This window comes from Pseudomonas canadensis, assembly GCF_030980095.1.
In the GTDB taxonomy this organism is placed as follows: Bacteria; Pseudomonadota; Gammaproteobacteria; order Pseudomonadales; family Pseudomonadaceae; genus Aquipseudomonas; species Aquipseudomonas canadensis.
On sequence record NZ_CP133298.1, the window covers coordinates 2,469,343 to 2,492,948 of the forward strand.

Annotated in this window: 3 protein-coding genes and 1 pseudogene; 2 read left to right on the top strand and 2 right to left on the bottom strand. The window is 62.6% G+C overall.

Annotated features, from left to right (window positions below; genetic code table 11):
• Nucleotides 1-2 precede the first annotated feature (2 nt).
• Nucleotides 3-18,210: pseudogene (locus tag RB216_RS29960) on the top strand (non-ribosomal peptide synthase/polyketide synthase).
• A 139-nt stretch (nucleotides 18,211-18,349) separates the two neighbouring features.
• Here RB216_RS29960 and RB216_RS11530 read toward each other — a convergent pair.
• Entirely contained in the window at nucleotides 18,350-20,731 is a 2,382-nt protein-coding gene (locus RB216_RS11530) for a TonB-dependent siderophore receptor (protein ID WP_308908714.1), read from the bottom strand.
• A 154-nt stretch (nucleotides 20,732-20,885) separates the two neighbouring features.
• Nucleotides 20,886-22,538, bottom strand: coding sequence for a cyclic peptide export ABC transporter (locus RB216_RS11535; RefSeq protein ID WP_016977212.1), 1,653 nt, complete (start codon nucleotides 22,536-22,538; stop codon nucleotides 20,886-20,888).
• Nucleotides 22,539-22,737: 199 nt separating this feature from the next.
• Between RB216_RS11535 and RB216_RS11540 the strand changes: the two genes are divergently transcribed.
• A complete protein-coding gene (locus tag RB216_RS11540; RefSeq protein ID WP_068934232.1) occupies nucleotides 22,738-23,568 on the top strand; it encodes a formyl transferase in 831 nt (276 codons plus the stop codon).
• The last annotated feature ends 38 nt before the right edge of the window (nucleotides 23,569-23,606 follow it).

Genomic DNA, 23,606 nt, shown 5'->3' on the forward strand with positions numbered 1-23,606 from the left:
CCATGCTTTCCAACCCAAACATCGATCTGGTTTCGCGCTTTCTTCGCCTGCCTCTGGAACAGCGCCAGCAGTTTTACCAGCGCCTGCAAAGCCGGGGCATGAGCTTCGCTCAACTGCCGATCGCCTCGGTCCGCGAGGACGGCCAGCACCTGCCGCTGTCCTACGCCCAGGAACGCCAATGGTTTCTCTGGCAGTTGGACCCGGACAGTGCCGCCTATCACGTCCCTGGTGCCCTGCGCCTGAGCGGGCGCCTGGACAAGGCGGCCCTGCAACGCAGCTTCGACACCCTGGTGGCACGTCATGAAAGCCTGCGCACCCGTCTGCATCTGGACGGTGAGCAGCGCGCCCAGGCAGTACTCCCACAGGCTGTCATCGAGATCGCTGAAAGCGCGGTTGACGAGGCAAACCTCAAGGCATCGGTAGAAGCTGAAATAGCCCGTCCCTTCGATTTGCAGCAGGGGCCTTTGCTGCGTGTCAGCTTGCTTGCACTGAGTGACCAGGAGCACGTGCTGGTATTGGTGCAACACCATATCGTCTCCGACGGTTGGTCGATGGGCGTGATGGTGCAGGAACTGATGCAGCTCTACGCCGCCTACAGCCAGGGGCAGGACTGTGCCTTGGCGCCGCTGCCGATCCAGTACGCCGACTACGCGCTATGGCAACGCAGTTGGATGGAAGCGGGGGAGAAGGCCCGTCAGTTGACCTATTGGCGTGAACTGCTCAGCGGCACGCAGCCGGTACTGGAACTGCCGTTCGACCAGCCACGCCCGGCGCAACAGAGCTTTCGTGGCGCGCGTCAGGATATTGCGCTGGAACCGGCATTGGTCGAGGGGTTGAAGGCCCTGGCCCAGCGCGAAGGCGTGACGATGTTCATGCTGTTGCTGGCGTCCTTCCAAGCGTTTCTGTACCGCTACAGCGGCCAGCCGGATATTCGCGTCGGCGTGCCGATTGCCAACCGCAACCGCGTCGAGACCGAGTCGCTGATTGGCTTCTTCGTCAATACGCAAGTACTCAAGGCCGACCTCGATGGCCAGATGAGCTTTGCCCAGTTGCTGCAGCACACCAAGCGCCGTGCGTTGGAGGCCCAGGCCCACCAGGACCTGCCCTTCGAACAATTGGTGGAAGCGCTGCAACCCGAGCGCAGCCTGAGCCACAACCCGCTGTTCCAGGTGATGTTCAACCATCAGGCCCGTTCGCATTCCGCAGGACAGCAACTGCCTGGCCTGAGCGTGGCCAACCTGGAGTTGGACAGCCACAGCGCCCAGTTCGACCTGAGCCTGGATACCCAGGAAAGCGGCGAGGGCATCTGGGCCTCGTTGACCTATGCCACCGACCTGTTCAGCGCCGCGACTGTCGCGCGGATGGGTGAGCATTGGCTGGGCCTGCTGCGTGACGCGGTGGCGAACAGCGCATTGCCTTTGCAGGACCTGGCGACGCTCGACGCCCATGAGCGCGAGCACATCCTGTATCAATGGAACGCCACCGAGCGCGGCTATCCGCAAGGGCAGTGGGTGCACCAGTTGATCGAAGCCCAAGCGCTGGCACGGCCAGATGCGCCGGCGTTGTGCTTCAACGACCTGTCCCTGAGCTACGCCCAACTGAATAGCCGCGCCAACCGCTTGGCCCATCGCCTGATTGAAACCGGCGTAGGGCCGGACGTGCTGGTAGGGTTGGCCGTGGAGCGCTCGATCGACATGGTGGTCGGCTTGCTGGCCGTACTCAAGGCCGGGGGCGCCTATGTGCCGCTGGACCCCGAATACCCGCGTGATCGCTTGGCGTACATGCTGGAAGACAGTGGCGTGAAACTGCTGCTGACCCAGGCGCATCTGCGTGATCAGTTGCCGATTCCCCAAGGCCTGGAAACCCTGGTGTTGGGTGAATCGGATTGCTCAGGCTACAGCGACGCCAACCCCAGCATTGCCCTGGATGGCGAAAACCTGGCCTATGTCATCTACACCTCAGGTTCCACCGGTCAGCCAAAAGGCGCGGGCAACCGTCATTCGGCGTTGCTCAACCGCCTGCAATGGATGCAGGAAGCCTATGGGCTGGACGCCGGCGATACCGTGCTGCAAAAGACCCCGTTCAGCTTCGATGTGTCGGTGTGGGAGTTTTTCTGGCCGCTGATGACTGGCGCGCGCCTGGTGGTCGCCGCGCCGGGTGATCACCGTGATCCGGCCAAGCTGATCAACCTGATCAATCACCAACAGGTCACCACGCTGCACTTTGTGCCGTCGATGTTGCAGGCCTTCCTGCAGGATCCGGCGGTGTCGACCTGCCAGAGCCTGCAACGCATTGTGTGCAGTGGCGAGGCCTTGCCGGTGGATGCCCAGCAACAGGTCTTCGCCAAGCTGCCGCACGCCGGACTCTTCAACCTGTACGGCCCGACTGAAGCGGCCATCGACGTGACCCACTGGACTTGCGCGGACGAAGGCCGCGATGCGGTGCCGATCGGCCGTCCGATTGCCAACCTCGGTTGCTACATCCTCGACAGCAACTTCGAACCGGTGCCGGTGGGCGTGCTGGGCGAGTTGTACCTGGGCGGTATCGGCCTGGCGCGGGGTTACCACCGTCGACCGGCGCTCACCGCTGAACGTTTTGTCGCTCACCCGTTCGTCAAGGGCGAACGCCTGTACCGCACCGGCGACCTGGCGCGCTACCGCGACAACGGCGTGATTGAGTACGCCGGGCGTATCGACCATCAGGTCAAGCTGCGTGGCCTGCGCATCGAATTGGGCGAAATCGAAGCGCGCCTGCTGGAGCACGACTGGGTGCGTGAGGCCGCCGTGCTGGCGGTTGACGGTAAATACCTGGTCGGCTACCTGGTGCTGCAAAATGCCAGCGATGACTGGCGTGACGTGCTGGGCGTCCATCTTGGCCAGCACTTGCCGGACTACATGGTGCCCGCGCAATGGGTGCTGCTGGAGCAGATGCCCCTGAGCCCCAACGGCAAGCTGGACCGCAAGGCGCTGCCCAAACCCGAAACCACTCACCACTACGAAGCGCCGCACAGTGCGCTGGAGCAACAGATCGCCGCGATTTGGGCTGACGTGCTGGGCGTTGAGCAGGTGGGTTTGAACGACAATTTCTTCGAGCGTGGGGGTGATTCGATCATCTCCATCCAGGTGGTCAGCCGCGCTCGGGCGGCCGGTATCCATTTCACCGCCAAGGCGCTGTTCCAGCACCAGACGGTGCGCAGCCTGGCCCGCGTGGCGCAGTTGCAGACGGCACAGGTGATCGACCAGGGCCCGGTGCAGGGCGCGACGCCGTTGCTGCCGTTCCAGCAACTGTTCTTCGACATGCACCTGCCGGACCGGCATCACTGGAACCAGTCCTTGCTGCTGACGCCACGCCAGCCTCTGCTGGCCGAGCCATTGGAAGCTGCGCTGCAAGTGCTCACCCTGCACCACGACGTGCTGCGCCTGAGTTTCAGCCAGCAAGCCGAAGGCTGGACTGCGCGGCATGATGCGCAACCTGCAACACTGCTATGGCAGGCCAGCGTGCAGGACGCCGCCGAACTGCAAGCCCTGTGCGAGCGCGCCCAGCGCAGCCTCGACCTGCAACAAGGCCCATTATTGCGTGCGGTACTCGCAGAAATGGCTGACGGCTCCCAGCGTCTGCTGTTGATCATGCACCACCTGGTAGTGGACGGTGTCTCCTGGCGGGTGTTCCTCGAGGACCTGCAAAGCCTGTATCGCCAGCAGAAATTGCCGGCCAAAACGTCTTCGTTCAAGACCTGGGCCGAGCGTTTGCAGGCGCATGCCCGCAGCGAATCGATCGAGCCGGAAAAAGCCTTCTGGCTGCAACAGCTGCAAGGCGTGCCTGCCGATTTGCCCTGCCGTGATCCGCAAGGCGCACGTCCCGGCCGTCTGGCCCAGACGGTGGTCAGCCAACTGGATGCCGAGCGCACCCGGCAATTGCTGCAACAGGCGCCCACGGCGTATCGCACTCAGATCAACGATCTGCTGCTGACCGCCTTGGCACGCGTCATCTGTCAATGGACCGGGCAAGCCTCCAGCCTGATCCAGCTGGAAGGCCATGGCCGTGAAGACCTGTTCGACGACATCGACCTGACCCGCACCCTGGGCTGGTTCACCAGCCTGTTCCCGGTGCGCCTGACCCCGGCCGAATCCCTGGCCACCTCGATCAAACAGGTCAAGGAGCAACTGCGTGCCGTGCCGGACAAAGGCCTGGGTTTCGGCGCGCTGCGTTACCTGGGTGACGACGCCACGCGCCGGGCGTTCAGCGCGCTGCCGGTGCCGCGCATAACCTTCAACTACCTGGGCCAGTTCGACGGCAGCTTTGACCAGCCCGACGGCCTGTTCACACCAGCTTCCGAACACGCTGGCGCCGAACAGAGCCCAGATGCGCCACTGGGCAACTGGTTGACCCTCAACGGCCAGGTGTACGGCGGCGAACTGCAAATGGGTTGGACCTTCAGCCCGCTGATGTTCGACGCGCCGCAGATCGAAGCCTTGAGCCAGGCCTTCACCCGCGAACTGACCGCATTGGTTGAACACTGCTGCACGCCTGGCAACAACGGCGTGACGGCGTCCGACTTCCCGTTGTCGCGCCTGAACCAGCAGCAGTTGGAATCCCTGCCGTTGGTCGCCGATGCCGTTGAAGACATCTACACCCTGTCGCCGATGCAGCAGGGCATGTTATTCCACACCCTGTATGAACAGACTGCCGGCGACTACATCAACCAGATCCGCGTGACGGCCGATGGCCTGGACGTGGCGCGGTTCCAGCAAGCTTGGGATGCCACGGTGCAAGCCCACGATGTACTGCGCAGCGGGTTCTTTTGGGAGGGCCAGCTCGAATGGCCGTGCCAAGTGGTCTATCGCGAGGCTCGGTTGCCGATCGAACACCTCGATTGGCGCGCGATGCCGGAGCGCGAACTGGAATTGCAGAACCTTCAGGAGGCCCAGCGCCGCCAGGGCTTCGATCTGGCCAAGGCGCCCCTGGTGCGCCTGGTGCTGGTGCGCACCGATGAGCAACGCCATGAACTGATCTACACCAGCCATCACATCTTGATGGATGGGTGGAGCAATTCGCGGCTGTTCGGCGAAGTGCTGCAACGTTATGCCGGTGTCGCAGTGCCTGAAGCGGCCGGGCGTTATCGCGACTACATCGGCTGGCTGCAGCAGCGTGATGCCGCAGCGACTGAAACTTTCTGGCGCGAACAACTGAGCGTTCTGCAAGCACCCACGCGCCTGGGCAGCAGCCAGCCGACGGCGGCGGACGGGCATGGCGAGCATCAGCTCAGCCTGGATCGCGCACTGACTGAACGGCTTGAAGCCTTCGCGCGCAATCACAAGGTCACGCTCAACACCCTGATCCAGGCGGCGTGGCTGGTCCTGTTGCAGCGCCATAGCGGGCAGCCGGTGGTGTCCTTCGGTGCCACCGTGGCCGGGCGCCCGGCAGAGTTGGCGGGGGTGGAGCAGCAGATCGGGCTGTTCATCAACACCCTGCCGGTGATCTGCGCGGTGGACGCCCAGCAGACCGTGGCCGACTGGCTGCAAGCGGTGCAGGCGCAGAACCTGGCGTTGCGTGAGCATGAACACACCGGGCTGTACGATATCCAGCGCTGGGCCGGGCAGGGCGGTGAAGCCTTGTTCGACAACATCCTGGTGTTTGAAAACTATCCGGTGTCCAAGGCCCTGGAGCAGGGCGGTGGCAGTGGCATCCGTTTCGGCCTGCCGGATTCTCGCGAACAAACCAACTTTCCGCTGACGGTGCTGGTGGATGTCGGTGACACGCTGTCTGTGCAATTCAGCTTTGCGCGTGCGCATTTCAACGCAGTCACAGTGCAAACCTATGGCCGCCACCTGGTCAACCTGCTGCAAGCCATGCTCGACGGCGACCAACAACGCCTGGGCGACCTGGCAATGTTGGAGCTGGCTGAACGTCAACAAGTGGTCGTTGACTGGAACGCCACGGCGCAGGACTACCCGTTACAGCACTGTGTGCATCAACTGATTGAACAACAGGTGGCGCGCACGCCGGACGCTGCTGCGCTGGTGTTTGCCGAGCAGCGCTTGAGCTATGACGAGCTGAACCGGCGTGCCAATCGCCTGGCTCATCGATTGATCGAGGCCGGTGTGGGCCCGGACGTGCTGGTGGGCCTGGCGGTAGAGCGTTCGATTGAAATGGTGGTAGGCCTGCTTGCGGTGCTTAAGGCCGGTGGCGCCTATGTGCCGCTGGACCCGGAATACCCGCGTGATCGTTTGGCGTACATGCTCGACGACAGCGGCGTGAAACTGCTGCTGACCCAGGCGCATCTGCTTGAGCAACTGCCGATTCCGCAAGGCTTGAATAGCCTGGTGCTGGGTGAAGCCGCGTTCGAAGGCTACAGCGACGCCAATCCTGAAATTGTGGTGAACGGCGAAAATCTCGCCTATGTGATCTACACCTCAGGCTCCACCGGCCAACCCAAAGGCGCCGGCAACCGTCATTCGGCCCTGGCCAACCGTCTGCAGTGGATGCAGGAGGCTTACGGCCTGGATGTGAGCGATACCGTGTTGCAAAAGACCCCGTTCAGCTTCGACGTTTCGGTGTGGGAGTTCTTCTGGCCGCTGATGACTGGCTCACGCCTGGTGGTTGCGGCGCCGGGCGCTCACCGGGATCCGGCCAAGTTGATCAAGCTGATCAATACAGAACAGGTCACCACGCTGCACTTTGTGCCGTCGATGTTGCAGGCCTTCCTGCAAGACCCGACGGTTGCGACCTGTCACACCCTGCACCGCATCGTGTGCAGCGGCGAGGCCTTGCCGGTGGACGCCCAGCAGCAGGTCTTCGCCAAGCTGCCCCAGGCCGGGCTCTACAACCTGTATGGTCCGACCGAAGCCGCCATCGACGTGACCCACTGGACCTGTGTCGATGAAGGCCGCGATGCAGTGCCGATTGGTCGCCCGATTGCCAATCTCGGGTGCTACATCCTCGACAGCAACTTCGAGCCGGTGCCGGTCGGCGTGCTGGGCGAGTTGTACCTGGGCGGCATCGGCCTGGCGCGGGGTTACCATCGTCGTCCAGCACTGACTGCCGAGCGTTTTGTTGCCCACCCGTTCGTCAAGGGCGAGCGCCTGTACCGAACGGGCGACTTGGCGCGTTACCGCGAAGACGGTGTGATCGAGTACGCCGGGCGTATCGACCATCAGGTCAAGCTGCGTGGCCTGCGCATCGAGTTGGGCGAAATCGAAGCGCGCCTGCTGGAACACGACTGGGTGCGTGAGGCCGCCGTACTGGCGGTGGATGGCAAGTTCCTGGTGGGCTACCTGGTGCTGCAAAACGCCGATGACGACTGGCGCGATGTGCTAAGCGCCCATCTGGCGCAACAGCTGCCGGACTACATGGTCCCGGCCCAGTGGATGGTGTTGGAGCAGATGCCCCTGAGCCCCAACGGCAAGCTGGACCGCAAAGCCCTGCCGAAAGCCGACGCCAGCCTGCAAGCCCGGGAGTACGTCGCGCCGAACAGCGAACTGGAGCAACAGATTGCCGCGATCTGGGCCGAAGTGCTGGATGTGGAGCGGGTGGGCCTGCACGACAACTTCTTCGAGCTGGGCGGGCATTCCCTGCTGGCAACCCAGGTGGTGGTGCGCCTGCGCGAGCAGTTGCACGCCGAATTCGACGTCAAATCGATTTTCACCACGCCGACCCTGGCCGAGTTCAGTGCCCATGTCGCCGCCCAGCAAACAAATAATTCGCCGGTGCAGGACGCATTGGCTAAATCCTTGGAGGCCCTCAAACGTCTATCAGCAGAAGATTTGGATAAATTGATTTCCTGAGGGGCGTGGCGTGCAAGCATTAATCGAGTCGGTAGGGTCACTTTCGGCGCAACAAAAGAAAGCGTTGGCGGTAATGCTCAAGCAGCAAGGCATCAACCTGTTTGAGATTGCCCCGGTTTTCAAGCGTCAGGAAGGTGAACCCCTTCGACTCTCTTATGCCCAGGAGCGCCAGTGGTTTTTGTGGCAGTTGGAGCCGCAAAGCCCCGCCTACCACCTGCCGCGCGCCCTGCGGTTGAAAGGCCGCCTTGACCGGGCGGCCTTGCAACGCAGCTTCGACAGCCTGATCGCCCGCCACGAAAGCCTGCGCACCTACTTGCATGAGGATCTTGACCAGGTGCTGCAAGTGGTCAGGCCTGAATTGCAGCTGGATATCCCCCTCGAAACGGGTGACGCCGCGCAGCTTGAAGCGCAGGTGCAAGCGGAGGTCGCCAAGCCCTTTGATCTGCAACAAGGCCCGCTGCTGCGGGTCAAGTTGCTGCAGGTGGCGCCCGATGATCACGTGTTGGTGCTGGTGTTGCACCACATCGTCTCCGATGGTTGGTCGATGCAGGTGATGGTCGACGAACTGGTGCAGTTGTACGTCGCCTACAGCCAGGGCCAAGACCTGCGCCTGCCGGACTTGCCGATTCAATACCCGGACTACGCCTTGTGGCAGCGCAGTTGGATGGAAGCCGGCGAAAAGGAGCGTCAGCTCGGTTATTGGTGCGAGCGGTTAGGCGGCGAGCAGCCTGTGTTGGAGTTGCCGCTTGATCACCCGCGTCCGGCCGTGCAGAGCTATCGCGGTGCGCGCCTGGACATTGGCCTGGACGCAGCACTGGTCACGGGCCTCAAGGCGTTGGCCCAGCGCGAAGGCGTGACGCTGTTCATGTTGTTGCTAGCGTCGTTCCAGACCCTGTTGTATCGCTACAGCGGGCAGTCGGACATCCGCATTGGCGTGCCGATTGCCAACCGCAATCGGTCGGAAACCGAGCGGTTGATCGGCTTTTTCGTCAATACCCAGGTACTCAAGGCCGACATCGACGGGCAAATGACCTTCCGTCAGTTGCTAGCCCAGGTCAAGCAACGTGCGCTGGAGGCCCAGAGTCATCAGGACCTGCCGTTCGAACAGTTGGTGGAGGCCTTGCAGCCCGAGCGCAGCCTGAGCCACAACCCACTGTTCCAAGTGATGTTCAACCATCAGACCGAAGGCCGTCGGGTACGTGGTGAGCAGCAGTTGCCGGGGCTGGCGGTGGAAACCCTGGAGTGGGACAGCCTGAGTGCGCAGTTCGACCTGAGCCTGGATACCCAGGAATCGCCCGAAGGCATTTGGGCGTCGCTGACCTATGCCACTGACCTGTTCGACGTGGCGACCGTGCAGCGCATGGCTGAGCATTGGCAAACGTTGTTGCGTTCAGTGGTCGGGCGCGCCGGCAATCGCATTGCGCAACTCGCGATGCTGGTCGACGACGAGCAACGCCGGTTGTTGCAAGACTGGAACCACAGCGCGGCGGCGTTTGAGGACCTTGTGGGTGTACAGGGATTGTTTGAAGCCCAGGTTCAGCAGCATCCCGACGCGGTTGCCTTGTGCCTGGACGATAAGTCCATCAGTTACGCTGAGCTGAACCGTCAGGCAAACCGTCTGGCCCATCACTTGATCAGTCTGGGCATTGGCCCGGAAGTGTTGGTGGGCGTAGCGGTCGAGCGCTCGTTCGATATGGTGGTGAGCCTGCTGGCGGTGCTCAAGGCTGGCGGCGCCTACGTGCCGCTGGACCCGCAATACCCGCGTGAACGCCTGCTGCATATGCTCGAAGACAGCGGCGTGCGCCTGGTGCTGACCCAGGCCCATGTGCCGATGCCATTGCCCGAAGGCATGGCGACGCTGGACTTGGCGGATGCGCGCCTGGCGCTGTGCCCTGAGCGCGACCCGCAGGTAGCGGTCTCGCCGCAAAACCTGGCCTACGTAATCTATACCTCGGGCTCCACCGGCAAGCCCAAGGGCGTGGCGATCAACCATGCGGCACTCACCGAGTTTTCCAGCATTGCCGCGGGTTATTCACGGTTGACCCGTGAGGATCGCGTGCTTCAATTCGCGACCCTCAACTTCGACGGTTTCGTCGAGCAGCTGTACCCGGCATTGACCCACGGCGCCACCGTGGTGCTGCGCGGTCCGGAGTTGTGGGACAGCGCGCGGTTGTACGATGAAATCATCGCCCAGGGCATTACCCTGGCCGACTTGCCGACCGCCTATTGGAACCTGTTTCTGCTCGACTGCCTGGCCGCCGGCCCGCGCTCCTACGGCGCGCTTCGCCAGATCCACATCGGCGGCGAAGCCATGCCGCTGGACGGTCCGGCACAGTGGTTGAACGCCGGGCTCGGCCATGTGCGTTTGCTCAACACCTATGGGCCGACCGAAGCCACCGTGGTATCGAGCGTGCTGGACTGCACGGCGGGCACCGAACTGATCGGCGCCACCGCCAGCCCGATTGGCCGCTCGCTGCCAGGTCGCGCGTTGTATGTACTGGATCGCGATCTGAACCTGGCACCGTTGGGCGCCGTGGGCGAGTTGTATATCGGCAGCCGCTGTGGCCTGGCGCGTGCCTATCTGAACCGTGCGTTGCTGACGGCTGAGCGTTTTGTGCCGGACCCTTTCGGTGAGGCCGGCGAGCGTCTGTACCGTACCGGCGACCTGGCACGCTACCGCGCTGACGGAGTAATCGAGTACGTCGGCCGGGTCGACCATCAAGTGAAAATCCGTGGTTTCCGCATCGAGCTGGGTGAAATCGAAGCGCTGTTGCTGGCCCAGGCGGGCGTGCGTGAGACGCTGGTGTTGGCGGCCGACAACCAGCTCGTTGCTTATTTGGTTGCCGAGCAAAACGACGCCGAAGCGCTCAAGTCGATCCTGCGTGAACAATTACCGGATTACATGGTGCCTGCGCACCTGATCTTCCTTGAACGCATGCCGCTGAACCCGAATGGCAAGCTGGACCGCCAGGCACTGCCCAAGCCGGATGCCAGCCAATCGCAGCAGGTGTGGGTCGCGCCGGTCACCGAACTGGAGCAGCAAGTCGCCGCAGTGTGGGCCGATATTCTCGGCGCCGAGCGGGTAGGGCTGACTGACCACTTCTTTGAGATGGGCGGGCATTCGTTGTTGGCGATGCAGGTGGTGTCGCGCCTGCGTCATGCACTGGGGCGTGAAGTCCCGCTGAAACTGATGTTCGAGCAACCGCGCCTTGAAGGTTTTGCCGCCACACTGCACGCACTGGAGGCGCCGGAAGGTGAGCAGGCGCCGCCGCTGCTGGCGGTCGGCCGCGAACACCCACTGCCGCTGTCTTACGCCCAGGAGCGCCAGTGGTTTCTCTGGCAGTTGGACCCGGACAGCGCTGCGTACCATATCCCCAGCGCCTTGCGCCTCAAGGGGGCTTTGGATGTCTCGGCGCTGCAGCGCAGTTTCGAGGCCCTGGTGGCGCGCCATGAAAGCCTGCGCACCCATGTGCAAGTGCAGCCGGAGGGCGCGCGGCAAGTGATTCGAACTGACGCCGCCTTGCCGATCAGGTTGGGCGAGGTCAACGAGGCCGATCTCCAGGCCCAGGTCGAGGCCGAGATCGCCCGGCCATTCGATTTGCAAGAGGGGCCGTTGTTGCGCGTGACCCTCCTGCGCCTGGCCGAAGACGACCATGTGTTGGTGCTGGTGCAGCATCACATAGTGTCCGATGGTTGGTCGATGCAAGTGATGGTCGATGAGTGGGTGCAGTTGTATGCCGCATTCAGCCAGGGCCGGGCGCCAGACCTGCCGGGTATGCCGATCCAGTACGCCGACTATGCCGTGTGGCAACGCACCTGGATGGAGGCTGGGGAAAAAGCCCGCCAGCTCGATTACTGGCGTGACCTGCTCGGCGGTGAACAACCCGTGCTGGAATTGCCGTTCGACCATCAGCGTCCGGCACAACAGAGCCATCGCGGCGCGCGCCTGGACGTAGCGCTGCCGACCACCCTGGCCGCCGAGCTCAAGGCCTTGGCCCAGGCGCAGGGCGTGACCCTGTTCATGTTGCTGCTGGCCTCGTTCCAGACCTTGTTGCACCGCTACAGCGGCCAGCAGGACATTCGGGTCGGTGTGCCGATCGCCAACCGCAACCGGGTCGAGACCGAGCGGCTGATCGGCTTTTTCGTCAATACCCAGGTGCTCAAGGCCGATATCGATGGGCAAACCACCGTTGCCCAGTTACTGGCCCAGGTCAAGCAGCGCGCGCTGGAAGCCCAGGCGCACCAGGACCTGCCGTTCGAGCAACTGGTCGAAGCCTTGCAGCCCGAGCGTAGCCTGAGTCTCAACCCGCTGTTCCAGGTGATGTTCAACTACCAGGCCGAAGGTCGCACCGGTGATGAACCCCAGGCGCTGGCGCAGTTGCGCATCGAAGGCTTGGCGTGGGACCGGCGTACCGCCCATTTCGACCTTGACCTGGATGTCCAGCAAAGTCCGGACGGACTCTGGGCGTCGCTGGGGTATGCAACCGATCTGTTCGAAGCGTCGACTATCGAACGCATGGCGCGGCATTGGCAGAACCTGTTGCAGGCAATGGTTGCCGATCAACAACAGCCCATCAGCCAATTGAACCTGCTTGACTTTGATGAGCAGCAACACATTCTTCAACTGTGGAACCAGGCAGATGCAGGCTTCTCGGCCGAGCGTCTTGTGCATGAATTGGTAGCCGATCGCGCCAGGGAAAACCCCCAGGCGATCGCCGTCAAATTCGACGCGCAAACCCTGAGCTATGGCGAGCTGGACAGCCAGGCCAACCGCCTGGCCCATGCCTTGATCGCCCGTGGCGTCGGCCCGGAAGTGCGCGTGGCGATTGCCATGCCACGCAGCGCCGAAAGCCTGGTGGCGTTCCTTGCGGTGATGAAAGCCGGTGGCGTGTATGTGCCGCTGGACATCGAATACCCGCGTGACCGCCTGCTGTACATGATGCAAGACAGCCGTGCGCAATTGTTGCTGACCCATAGCCGCGCGTTGCAGCAACTGCCGATTCCCGAGGGCTTGGACACCCTGGCGATTGATCGCACCGAAGACTGGGCCGATTACCGCGACACTGCGCCGGACGTGAAGCTGGACGGCGATAACCTGGCCTACGTGATCTACACCTCCGGCTCCACCGGCATGCCCAAGGGCGTGGCGGTGTCCCACGGTCCTTTGGTGGCGCACATCATCGCCACCGGCGAGCGCTATGAAACATCGCCGGCTGACTGCGAACTGCACTTCATGTCGTTCGCCTTCGACGGCTCCCACGAAGGCTGGATGCACCCGCTGATCAATGGCGCCAGCGTGCTGGTCCGTGACGACAGCCTGTGGCTGCCCGAATACACCTACGCACAAATGCATCGTCACAACGTGACCATGGCGGTGTTCCCGCCGGTGTACCTGCAACAGTTGGCCGAGCATGCCGAGCGTGACGGCAACCCACCCAAGGTGCGTGTGTACTGCTTTGGCGGTGATGCGGTAGCCCAGGCCAGCTACGACCTGGCCTGGCGCGCACTCAAGCCGACTTACCTGTTCAACGGTTACGGCCCGACTGAAACCGTGGTCACACCGTTGCTATGGAAAGCCCGCCGTGGCGATCCCTGCGGTGCCGTCTACGCGCCTATCGGCACGCTGTTGGGCAACCGCAGCGGCTACGTGCTGGACTCGCAACTCAACCTGCAACCCATTGGCGTAGCTGGCGAGTTGTACCTGGGCGGCGAAGGCGTGGCACGGGGTTATCTGGAACGGCCGGCACTGACTGCCGAGCGTTTTGTGCCGGACCCATTCGGCAAACCTGGCAGCCGCGTGTATCGCAGCGGCGACCTGACCCGTGGCCGTCCGGATGGCGTGGTGGATTACCTCGGGCGTGTCGATCATCAGGTGAAGATCCGTGGTTTCCGCATCGAACTGGGCGAGATCGAAGCGCGCCTGCGTGAGCAGGACAACGTTGGCGAAACCGTGGTGGTCGCCCAGGACGGTCCGACCGGCAAACAACTGGTGGCGTATGTCGTGCCGGCCGAGGGCCCACTCGCCAATGAAACCCAATTGCGCGAAACCTTGCGCCGTGCGCTGAAAACCCATCTGCCGGATTACATGGTGCCCACGCACTTCATGTTCCTCGCACAAATGCCATTGACCCCCAACGGCAAGCTCGACCGCAAGGGCCTGCCGCAGCCGGACACCGCGCAGTCGCAAGGCGTCTGGGTTGAGCCGGTAACGCCGTTGCAGCAGCAGGTCGCGGCGATCTGGGCGCAGGTGTTGGGGGCCGAGCGCATCGGCCTGAACGATCACTTCTTCGAGCTTGGCGGGCATTCGTTGCTGGCCATGCAGGTGATCTCGCGTGTGCGTCAACTGCTTGGACGAGAGGTCGCCTTGCGCACCTTGTTCGAGGCGCCGCAGTTGGAAGGCTTTGTGTTGGCCTTGCAGGCTGCGGACCAGACGCTGGCGCCGCCGATGCTGGCGGTCGGGCGTGACCAGCCGTTGGCGCTGTCGTTTGCTCAGGAACGCCAGTGGTTCCTTTGGCAACTGGACCCGCACAGCGCGGCTTACCATATTCCCAGCGTGTTACGCCTGAACGGGCACTTGGACCAACAGGCCTTGCAGCGCAGCTTCGACGCACTGGTGCTGCGTCATGAGAGCCTGCGTACCCAGGTCTACCAGGATGGCGAGCGTGCGGTTCAAGTGATTCGCCCAGCCACTGCGCTGGTGATTGCACGGGCAGATGCCGACGCCGCCCATCTTCAACAGCAGGTCGAAGCCGAGATTGCCCGGCCCTTCGACTTGCAGAGTGGCCCCCTGCTGCGCGTCACCTTGCTGCGCCTGACTGACGATGAACATGTACTGGTGCTGGTGCAGCATCACATCGTGACAGACGGCTGGTCGATGCAAGTGATGGTCGATGAGTTGGTACAGCTATACGCCGCCTACAGCCAGGGCCAGACGCCGCAGTTGCCGGAACTGGCGCTGCAATACGCCGATTACGCGCACTGGCAGCGCCAGTGGATGGCGGCGGGCGAGCGCGAACGTCAATTGGCGTATTGGCAGCAACTGTTAGGCGGCGAACAGCCGGTACTTGAACTGCCCACTGCGAATGCGCGGCCGGCGCTGCAAAGCTACCGTGGCGCCAGCCTGCAACTTGATTTGCCGCCCGCGCTGGCCGCCGGGCTCAATGCTCTGGCGCAGCGTGAAGGCGTCACGTTGTTCATGGTGTTGCTGGCGTCTTTCCAGAGTCTGCTGTACCGCTACAGTGGCCAGCAGGACATCCGCGTCGGTGTGCCAATCGCCAACCGCAGCCGGGTTGAGGTGGAACGCCTTGTCGGGTTCTTCGTTAACACTCAGGTATTCAAGGCGGATATCGATGGGCAGCTCTCTGTCGGCCAATTGTTGCAGCAGGTCAAGCGCCGCAGCCTGGACGCCCAGAGCCATCAGGACCTGCCGTTCGAGCAGTTGGTGGAGGCCCTGCAACCAGAGCGCAGCCTCAGCCATAACCCGCTGTTCCAGGTGATGTTCAACCACCAGAGTGAGGCGGGGTTGATGACGTCGGGGCAGTCACTGCCGGACTTGCGCGTAGAAGGGCTGGATTGGGGCAGCCAGACCGCGCAGTTCGACCTGAGCCTGGACACCCAGGCTTCGGCGGAGGGTATCCACGCCACCCTGACGTACGCGACCGACCTGTTTGCGCCCGCCGTTCTCGAGCGCATGCTGGCCCATTGGCAGAACCTGTTGTGGGGCATGCTGGATGATCCGCAACAGCGGGTCAGCCAGTTGCCGCTGCTGGAGCCTGTCGAACAGCAGACCCTCGTAAGGCAATGGAATGCCACGGCGCGCGACTATCCACAACAGCCGGTGCATCAATTGATCGAAGCGCAGGTTGCGCAGACGCCGGATGCCCCCGCACTGGTCTTCGCCGCGCAGCGCCTGAGCTATGCCGACTTGAACCGGCGCGCCAACCGTCTTGCCCATCGCTTGATCCAGGCTGGCGTCGGGCCGGACGTGTTGGTCGGATTGGTCGTGGAGCGTTCCATCGAGATGGTGGTCGGCCTGCTCGCCGTGCTCAAGGCCGGCGGTGCCTATGTGCCGCTGGACCCGGATTACCCGCCTGAGCGCCTGGCGTACATGCTTGAAGACAGCGGCGTGAAGCTGCTGTTGACCCAGTCCCACCTGCTGGAACAACTACCGCGTGCCGAAGGCATCGAATGCCTGTTGCTGGGCGGCTCTGGGTTCGAAGACTTCCCTGACACCAATCCCGGCCTTGCGCTGGACGGCGAGAACCTCGCGTATGTGATCTACACCTCCGGCTCCACCGGCCAGCCCAAGGGCGCGGGCAACCGCCATTCGGCATTGACCAACCGCTTGTGCTGGATGCAAGAGGCCTACGACTTGACCCCTCGCGATACGGTGTTGCAGAAGACACCGTTCAGCTTCGACGTGTCGGTTTGGGAGTTCTTCTGGCCGTTGATGACCGGTGCGCGCCTGGTGGTCGCGGCGCCGGGGGATCACCGTGATCCGGCGAGGATGGTGGCGCTGATCAACGCCGAACAGGTGACGACGCTGCACTTTGTGCCATCGATGCTGCAGGCGTTCATGCAGGATGCGGCGGTCTCCAGTTGCCAGAGCTTGCGCCGCATTGTATGCAGCGGTGAAGCGTTGCCGGTGGACGCGCAGCAACAGGTCTTTGCCAAATTGCCTGCGGCCAGCCTGTACAACCTGTACGGGCCGACGGAAGCGGCCATCGACGTGACCCACTGGACCTGCATCGATGAACAACGCGACACGGTACCCATCGGCCAGCCGATCGCCAATCTGCAGACCTACGTGTTGGATGCCCAGTTGCAAGCGGTCCCCGTCGGCGTGGCGGGCGAGTTGTACTTGGGCGGCCTGGGCCTGGCGCGCGGCTACCACCGCCGTCCCGCGCTGACTGCTGAACGTTTCATTGCCTCGCCGTTCGAGTCGGGGGCGCGCTTGTACCGCACGGGTGACCGTGTGCGCCAGCGCGCCGACGGTGTGATCGAATACCTCGGGCGCCTGGATCATCAGGTCAAGTTGCGTGGCTTGCGTATTGAATTGGGTGAAATCGAAGCACGCATCCTCGAAACCGCTGAAGTCCAAGAGGCGTCGGTGCAGGTGGTCGATGGCAAGCATCTGGTCGGCTACCTGGTGCTGCAAACGCCCGGTGAGCACTGGCGCGAACCGCTCAGTGCGCACCTTGCGGCGCATTTACCCGACTACATGATTCCGGCGCAGTGGGTGTTGCTGGAACAGATGCCCCTGAGCCCGAACGGCAAACTGGACCGCAAGGCCTTGCCCAAGCCCGACGCGTCTCAGCACCAGCAGGTGTTCCGCGCGCCACACACCGAGCAGGAACAGCGCCTTGCAACGATCTGGGGCGAGGTGCTGGATGTCGAGCGCGTTGGCCTGGATGACAACTTCTTTGAACTGGGCGGTCACTCGCTGCTGGTATTGATGCTCAAGGAACGCATCCGCAAGGCCACCGGCAAGACGCTGTCGGTCAGCCAATTGATGCTTAACCCCACGGTCGCAGGGCAGGTGAATTGCCTGGGCAACGGCGCGGGGCAGTCGCTGATCGTCAAGCTCAACAGCCAGACCGAAGGCACGCCGCTGTTCCTGTTCCACCCTAGCTACGGCTCGGTGCATTGCTACAAGGCCATCGGACTGGCACTGCGCGAGCGGCGGCCGGTGATGGGCGTGATCTGCCGCGCGTTGGCCGAGGAGGGCAGCGCCGTACCGAGCTGGCAAGCGATGGTCGAGGACTACACCGGGCAATTGCTCGATGCGTTGCCTGAGGGGCGCTATCGTCTCGCGGGCTGGTCCATGGGCGGTAACCTGGCCATGGAAGTCGCCTATGCCTTGGAGCAAGCCGGGCGTGAGGTGGAAGTGGTCGGCTGGATCGATGCCTCGCCACCTTACTGGCTCAAGGCTTACTGGGACGCAGCGGTGATTGCGGATGACGATGATCTGTCGGTCAACCAGCGCCGCGTTGAACTGTTGCAGGTGATGTTCCCGGCGTCGAGCCAGCAGATCCGCACCGCCTGGTTGGACAGCCAGGCATTCTTCAGTGATGAAGCGCAGCAATGGCAGGCACTGGGCGCTTGGGCTGAAGAGGCGTTGGGCGAGACGTTCCGGGAAATCAAGGCAAGCTTGCTTGAAGGGGATGAAGCGCAGATCTCCTGGGAGCTAGACCGCACCCTGGGCCAGCGGCTCAAGGACGCCGACTTCAAACCGCTCAAGGCGCCGCTCCGCTGCTGGTGGGCCGCCGGCAGCCGTGCAGGCCAGCATCGCCAATTGATTGAAGCGACCATGGAGCAGGTGGTAGGCCAGGGGTGTGTCCAACAGTCGGTGCTGATCGACTCCACCCACGATCGCATCATCGATAACGCTGCGTTTGTGCAGAGCTTCGCCGATGCGATGAAGTAACGGTCGGCAGCAACCCAAGCCCCTGGCCTCTACGGCCAGGGGCTTTTTTTGTGCCGGGTGTACGGGCAGGCGCGCACTAAAAAGCCCCTGGTCATTGCGCATGGCCAGGGGCTTGGTTGGAACGACTAGCGTCTATGCATCAGAAGTTCCAGCGGGTGCTGAGCATGATGTTACGCGGGTCACCGTAGTAGACCGAATTGTAGAAGCCGATGTTGGTGTAGTACTTCTTGTCGAAGATGTTGTTGACATTGAGGCTGGCCGATACGTTCTCGGTGACCTGGTAACGGGCCATCAGGTCCACCAGCCAGAGCGGATCCTGGGAGAGTTTATCCTGGCTGCCGGTGGCGTAGTTGTTGGTCAGCACCTTCCAGCCCGTACCCTGCCAGCGCACGCCGCTGCCCAGGGTCAGCTTGTCGAGGGCGCCGGTCAGCTTGTAGCTGGTGTAGAGGTTGATTTGGTCTTCCGGCTCCCAGGTCGAGAGTTTTTCACCGTCTTTGTCGCGCATGATCTTGTGCGTGTAGCCCGCCTGCAACTGCCAGCCGGGGGCCAGCTCGCCGGAGACTTCCGCTTCATAGCCCTTGGTCTTGGCCTCGGTGCCCTTGGACGCGTAGTCAAGACCAGGGTAGCTGTCGGGTATGTAGTCATTGTCGTCGATGGCACGGTTTTTCTCGTGTACTTCGAAGTAGGCGAGGCTGGCGTTGAGGCGGCCATCGAAGAACTCGCCCTTGAAGCCGACCTCATAGTTCTTGCCTTCATCCGGTTCGATCGGCTTGTTATTGCGGTCGCGGTAGTCGTCCTGAGGCAGGTAGATCTCGGTGAAGCTGGCATAGGCCGAGAGGTTCTCGGTGAAGTCGTAGGTTAGGCCGGCGTAAGGCACGACCTTGCCGGTGTCCTTGACCTGGCTGGTGCCGCTGACCTCGTAGTTGTTGACTCGGGTACCCAGGATCAGGTGCCAGTCATCGGCCAGGCTGAAGCGGCCGGTGATGTACTGGGCGCTCTGGCGGGTCAGCTCGTCGTTGCGCTTGGTCTGCGGGCCACGGTCAGGCTTGGGTGCGTCGCCGTCCCAATCGAAGTAATCGTGGCTGTTGTTGTAGTTGGTGGCGTTGGTGTAGTCGCGGCCCAGCCAGCGGGAGCGCGAGACCGAGGCGCCGACCACCAGTTCATGCTCGCGGCCGAACAGGCTGAAAGGCCCGGTGGCGTACAGGTCGCCGGTGTCGCTGGTGGTCTCGCCATTGTAGGTACGCGTAAGCAGCGAAGCCTTGCCGGTGGCTGCGTTCGGTGCTAGCAGGGCGGACAACGGTGCCTTGTAGCCGTTGATCTGGTGGTTGTACTGCGCCTTGCCAACCCAGCCGTTATCGAACGTATGTTCCAGGGTCGCGAAACCGGTGCGGGTGTACTGGGCCCACTTGCTGTACTTGGCGCCGTTGTTGAACGAACGCGAGGTGCTGATGCGGTTGCCCTCGGAGTCATACAGCGACGCCGCCCCTGACCAACTGGAGCCTTGTGGGTCGCTGTCCTGGTAGTCACCGCCGACGGTCAGCAGAGTGTCCGGCGCCAGATCGAATTCCAGGATGCCGTAGTACACGTTGGTCTTGCGCTGGTAGTGATCGAGGAACGTGTGTTTGTCCTGGTAGGCGGCCACCGCACGGCCACGCACGTTGCCGGATTCGGTGAGCGGACCGCTCACATCCACTTCCGAGCGGTAGTTGTCCCAGGAGCCGGCGCCCAGGTCGATGTAGCCCTTGAATTCCGAGGTCGGCTTCTTGCGGACCATGTTGATGGTGCCGCCAGGGCCACCGGCGCCGGTCAGCAGGCCGGTCGCGCCCTTGAGGATTTCGACGCGGTCGTAGATCACTGTGTCGGTCAGGGTGTGGCCGGACGAATACTGGGCGTCTTGCAGGATGGGAATGCCGTCGTACTGGAAGTTCTGGATGGCAAAGCCACGGGAGAAGTAGCTGGTGCGTTCGCTGTCATACGCGGCAACAGTAATGCCGGGGGTATGGCGCATCACGTCGTCGATCGATTTGAGGTTGAAGTCATCCATGGCCTGGCGGGTCACCACCGAGATCGATTGCGGCGTCTCCCGTGGCGTCAGCACCATGCGGGTCGCGGTCGCGATGGTCCCGGGCGTATAGGAACCCGAACCTTCGGTAATGGTGCCGAGCTGGTTGGCGGTCACCTGGGTGGCGCCCAGCTCCAGGGCGGCCGAGCGGCCGGCAGTCAGTGTCATTGTGTTGCCTTGCAGGTCGAAGTCCACGCCGGTGCCGGTCAGCAGCGTGGTCATGGCCTGGCCAGGCTGCAACTTGCCCTTGACCTTGTGGCTGCGCTTACCTTCGACGTCGGTCGGGCTGTACAGCACTTGCAGGTTGGCCTGCTTACCAAACTCTTGAAGAGCACTACCCAGCGACTGTGCAGGGACATTCAGCTCGATCTCCTGCGCCTGAACATAACCGGCGACTGGCAGCGTCAGCGCAACGGCAATCGCGCCAGGTCGCACGTGGGTGTTCAAGAGGCGGCGCATGGAGAGTGCCTTGCTCAAGGGACTCAGACCAAATGTTGCTGGCATGGGTGAATTCTCTTCTAGGTATTTAGTGGGCAGATTTTAAATATTTGTTGGGGTTGGTTCTCATTACCACTAGTGAGACGTTCCTACCTGCAGAAACCGGAAAAGAAATTCACGCCGGTTCCATTTCGTGCACCACTTGGCCGGCGCGCAGGCGCACCAACTGGTCGGCGATGTCGAAATAGCGGTCGTCGTGGCTGATCACGATGATGGTCTTGCCCAGGCGCTTGAGGTCCGGCAGCAACTCGGTATAGAAAACGCGGCGGAAGGCCGGGTCCTGGTCGGCGGCCCATTCGTCGAACACCAGCACTGGCCGTTCTTCCAGCCAGGCATTGACCAGGGCCAGGCGCTTGCGCTGGCCGGTGGACAGGTCGGTGGTGCTGAACACGCCGTCCTTGACGCTGACCTTGTGCGCGATTTCCAGGCGCTCCAGGTACTTGGTCGCGCTGTCCAGTGACTGGGTGGCGCTGCCTTGGACCAGGTCATCGAACAGGTAATAGTCAGCAAACACCGTGGTGAACAACTGGCGGTAGTCGTCGCGCGCCGGATCGGTCACGGTTTCGCCATTGAGGCGAATTTCCCCGGCCTGGGGTTGGTACAGGCCCAGCAACAGCTTGATCAGGGTGGTCTTGCCGCAGCCGTTCTCGCCCACGATAAACACGATGTCGCCCTGTTTGATGCTCAGGTTGATCGGCCCAAGGTGGAACGGTTGGCTGCCTTCCACCGGCGGCGGGCTGTAGCTGACGCCGCGCAGTTCCAGGCTGTTGACCACCGGCGTGGGGGCTTCGCTGCCATCCATCAACAGGTGGGGTTCGGGCGACGAGAAACGGTCGGACAATTCGGTGATGCGCGCAAAGGCAATCCGCGCCTTGCCGATGATTGGCAAGTAACCCACCACGTGCTCCAACGGGCCTTTCATGTACAACAGCACCAGTACGAAGCCGGTGATCACCGCCGGGTCCGGGTTGGGGCTGTAGGCCTGCATCGCCAGGGCCAGGCCGATGACCACGAAAAACAGCATCGAGCCGAAGGTTTTGGCGACGATATAAATGTTCACCGAGCGCACCTGGATATCGCTGATACGGTCGGCGGTTTCCTGGATGCGGTGGGTGTTCATGCGGTAGCGGCGGGGCCGGTGGATGCGTAATTCCTTGGCGCCCGAGGCGATTGCGGAATAGTAGCGTTGCAGCTCGTCTTCCTGGTCGCGGGCCTCATCGAAACCGCGAATGCCCTTGGCACCGGCGATGAATTGCACGCTGCTGCCAATGATGATGGCGACCACCATCATCAGGAACATCGGCACCGACAGGTAGGCCAGGTAGCCCAGGCAGCCCAGGGTCACCGTCGTTGCGATGGCCAGCGGAGTGAAGGCGAAGGAAAAGTCACTGATGGTGTCGACATCATGGGTCAGCACCGGAATCAGGCGGTGGGAGCGGTACTGTTCGATCTGTTCGATGGGCGCCGACAGCACTTTTTCACCCAGGTCCTTGCGCAGGGCCGCGATAATTCGCTGGCCGACGTAGTTGGTGCCGATATCCGAGACGATCGAGCTGGTCAGGGCCAACAGGCACAACGCCGCAAACGTCAGGATCACCCCCTGCGTCATCCCGGTCGTAGAGTGCAGGGCGTTGTTGATCGTCGCCAGCAGCAACGTGATGGCCAGGCCGCCGGCCATGCCCAGGGCGACGGAGACCGTCACGATGGTGCGAAAGGGCCTGAGCAATGCGAGCAGACCGTTGAAGGCGCCGCGCTTGGGGTCGGTCATAAATACTTCCCGGAAAGTGAAAAAAGAGGGGGCTGGGCACACAGACCCTTACCCATGACAAACGAAGGATTGGCGCGACTATTTAGCTCGGTGTGCCGGGCGGTGAAGGGGGTGGATAAATTGCAAGGGGGCTGGTTCGTTCTTGTGGTGTAGGCGCACGCGTATTGGCGTGCCTGATCTATCCAGCGAGAGCGAAACAATGACGAAAAAGAATCTGGTGTACGTGTGGTCCCTGCGCAATGCCGCGGCCGACAAGGCCGGGCAGCCGGTGGCCTACAAGGACCATGAGCGCTACATGATGTCGGTGCTGGAATCCCTGGTGGGGGCGCTGAACGACACGCCGCTGGGCGAGGCCTACAACCTGGTGGGCGTGGTGTATGACGATGACGAGCAGAACCCGCGGGATCAGCAATTGGTGGCCGACTACGGTTTTGCCTACCAGCCGGGTCGCCAGTGGCTGTATCCGGCCGACCTGCGCGTGCAGGGGCGCCTGGTCAATGACTTGCTGCTGAGCGTGCCGTCGACCTATCGACGCCTGCCTCGGGGCAGTGCGGAACATATCGCCGGCAAGCAGGATTTCGAACGCCGCCTGCATGACACGCTGGTGGAGTTGAAGGCCGATATCGTGGTACTGGACGGCCTGCTGGTGATCCTGGATGAGCTGGTGCGCCCTGGTGCGCCGTTTGCCCGGCGCATCATGAACATCCATCCGGGCATTACCCGTATTGAATCGCCGTACGAGCGCCGTGGTGCCTACGCCACCTGGAACGCCTTGTATGGCGCACGTGGTCTGACGGTTACGGATTGGGCGACCAAGGCCACCACGCCTTCGGAACCGCTGTACCTCACCGGCGCCTCGTTCCACTACGTCGACAACGGCATTGATTCGGGCGAGGTGTTCCACGACGTGCTCAAGACCGAGATCACGCCGGAAGACACCATCCTCGAATTGCGCTGGAACAACTTCAACAACAGCCTGTTCCCGGCGTTGCATGAAGGCTTGGCGTTGCTGGCGCAGAAGGGAATCTAAGCGGGCACGGTTAAGAATGTGGGAGCGGGTTTGCTCCC

Excerpts from the sequence above, each read along its gene's own strand:
- RB216_RS11530 (WP_308908714.1), bottom strand. The coding sequence starts at position 20,731 with ATGCGCCGCCTCTTGAACACCCACGTGCGACCTGGCGCGATTGCCGTT.
- RB216_RS11535 (WP_016977212.1), bottom strand. The coding sequence starts at position 22,538 with ATGACCGACCCCAAGCGCGGCGCCTTCAACGGTCTGCTCGCATTGCTC.
- RB216_RS11540 (WP_068934232.1), top strand. The coding sequence starts at position 22,738 with ATGACGAAAAAGAATCTGGTGTACGTGTGGTCCCTGCGCAATGCCGCG.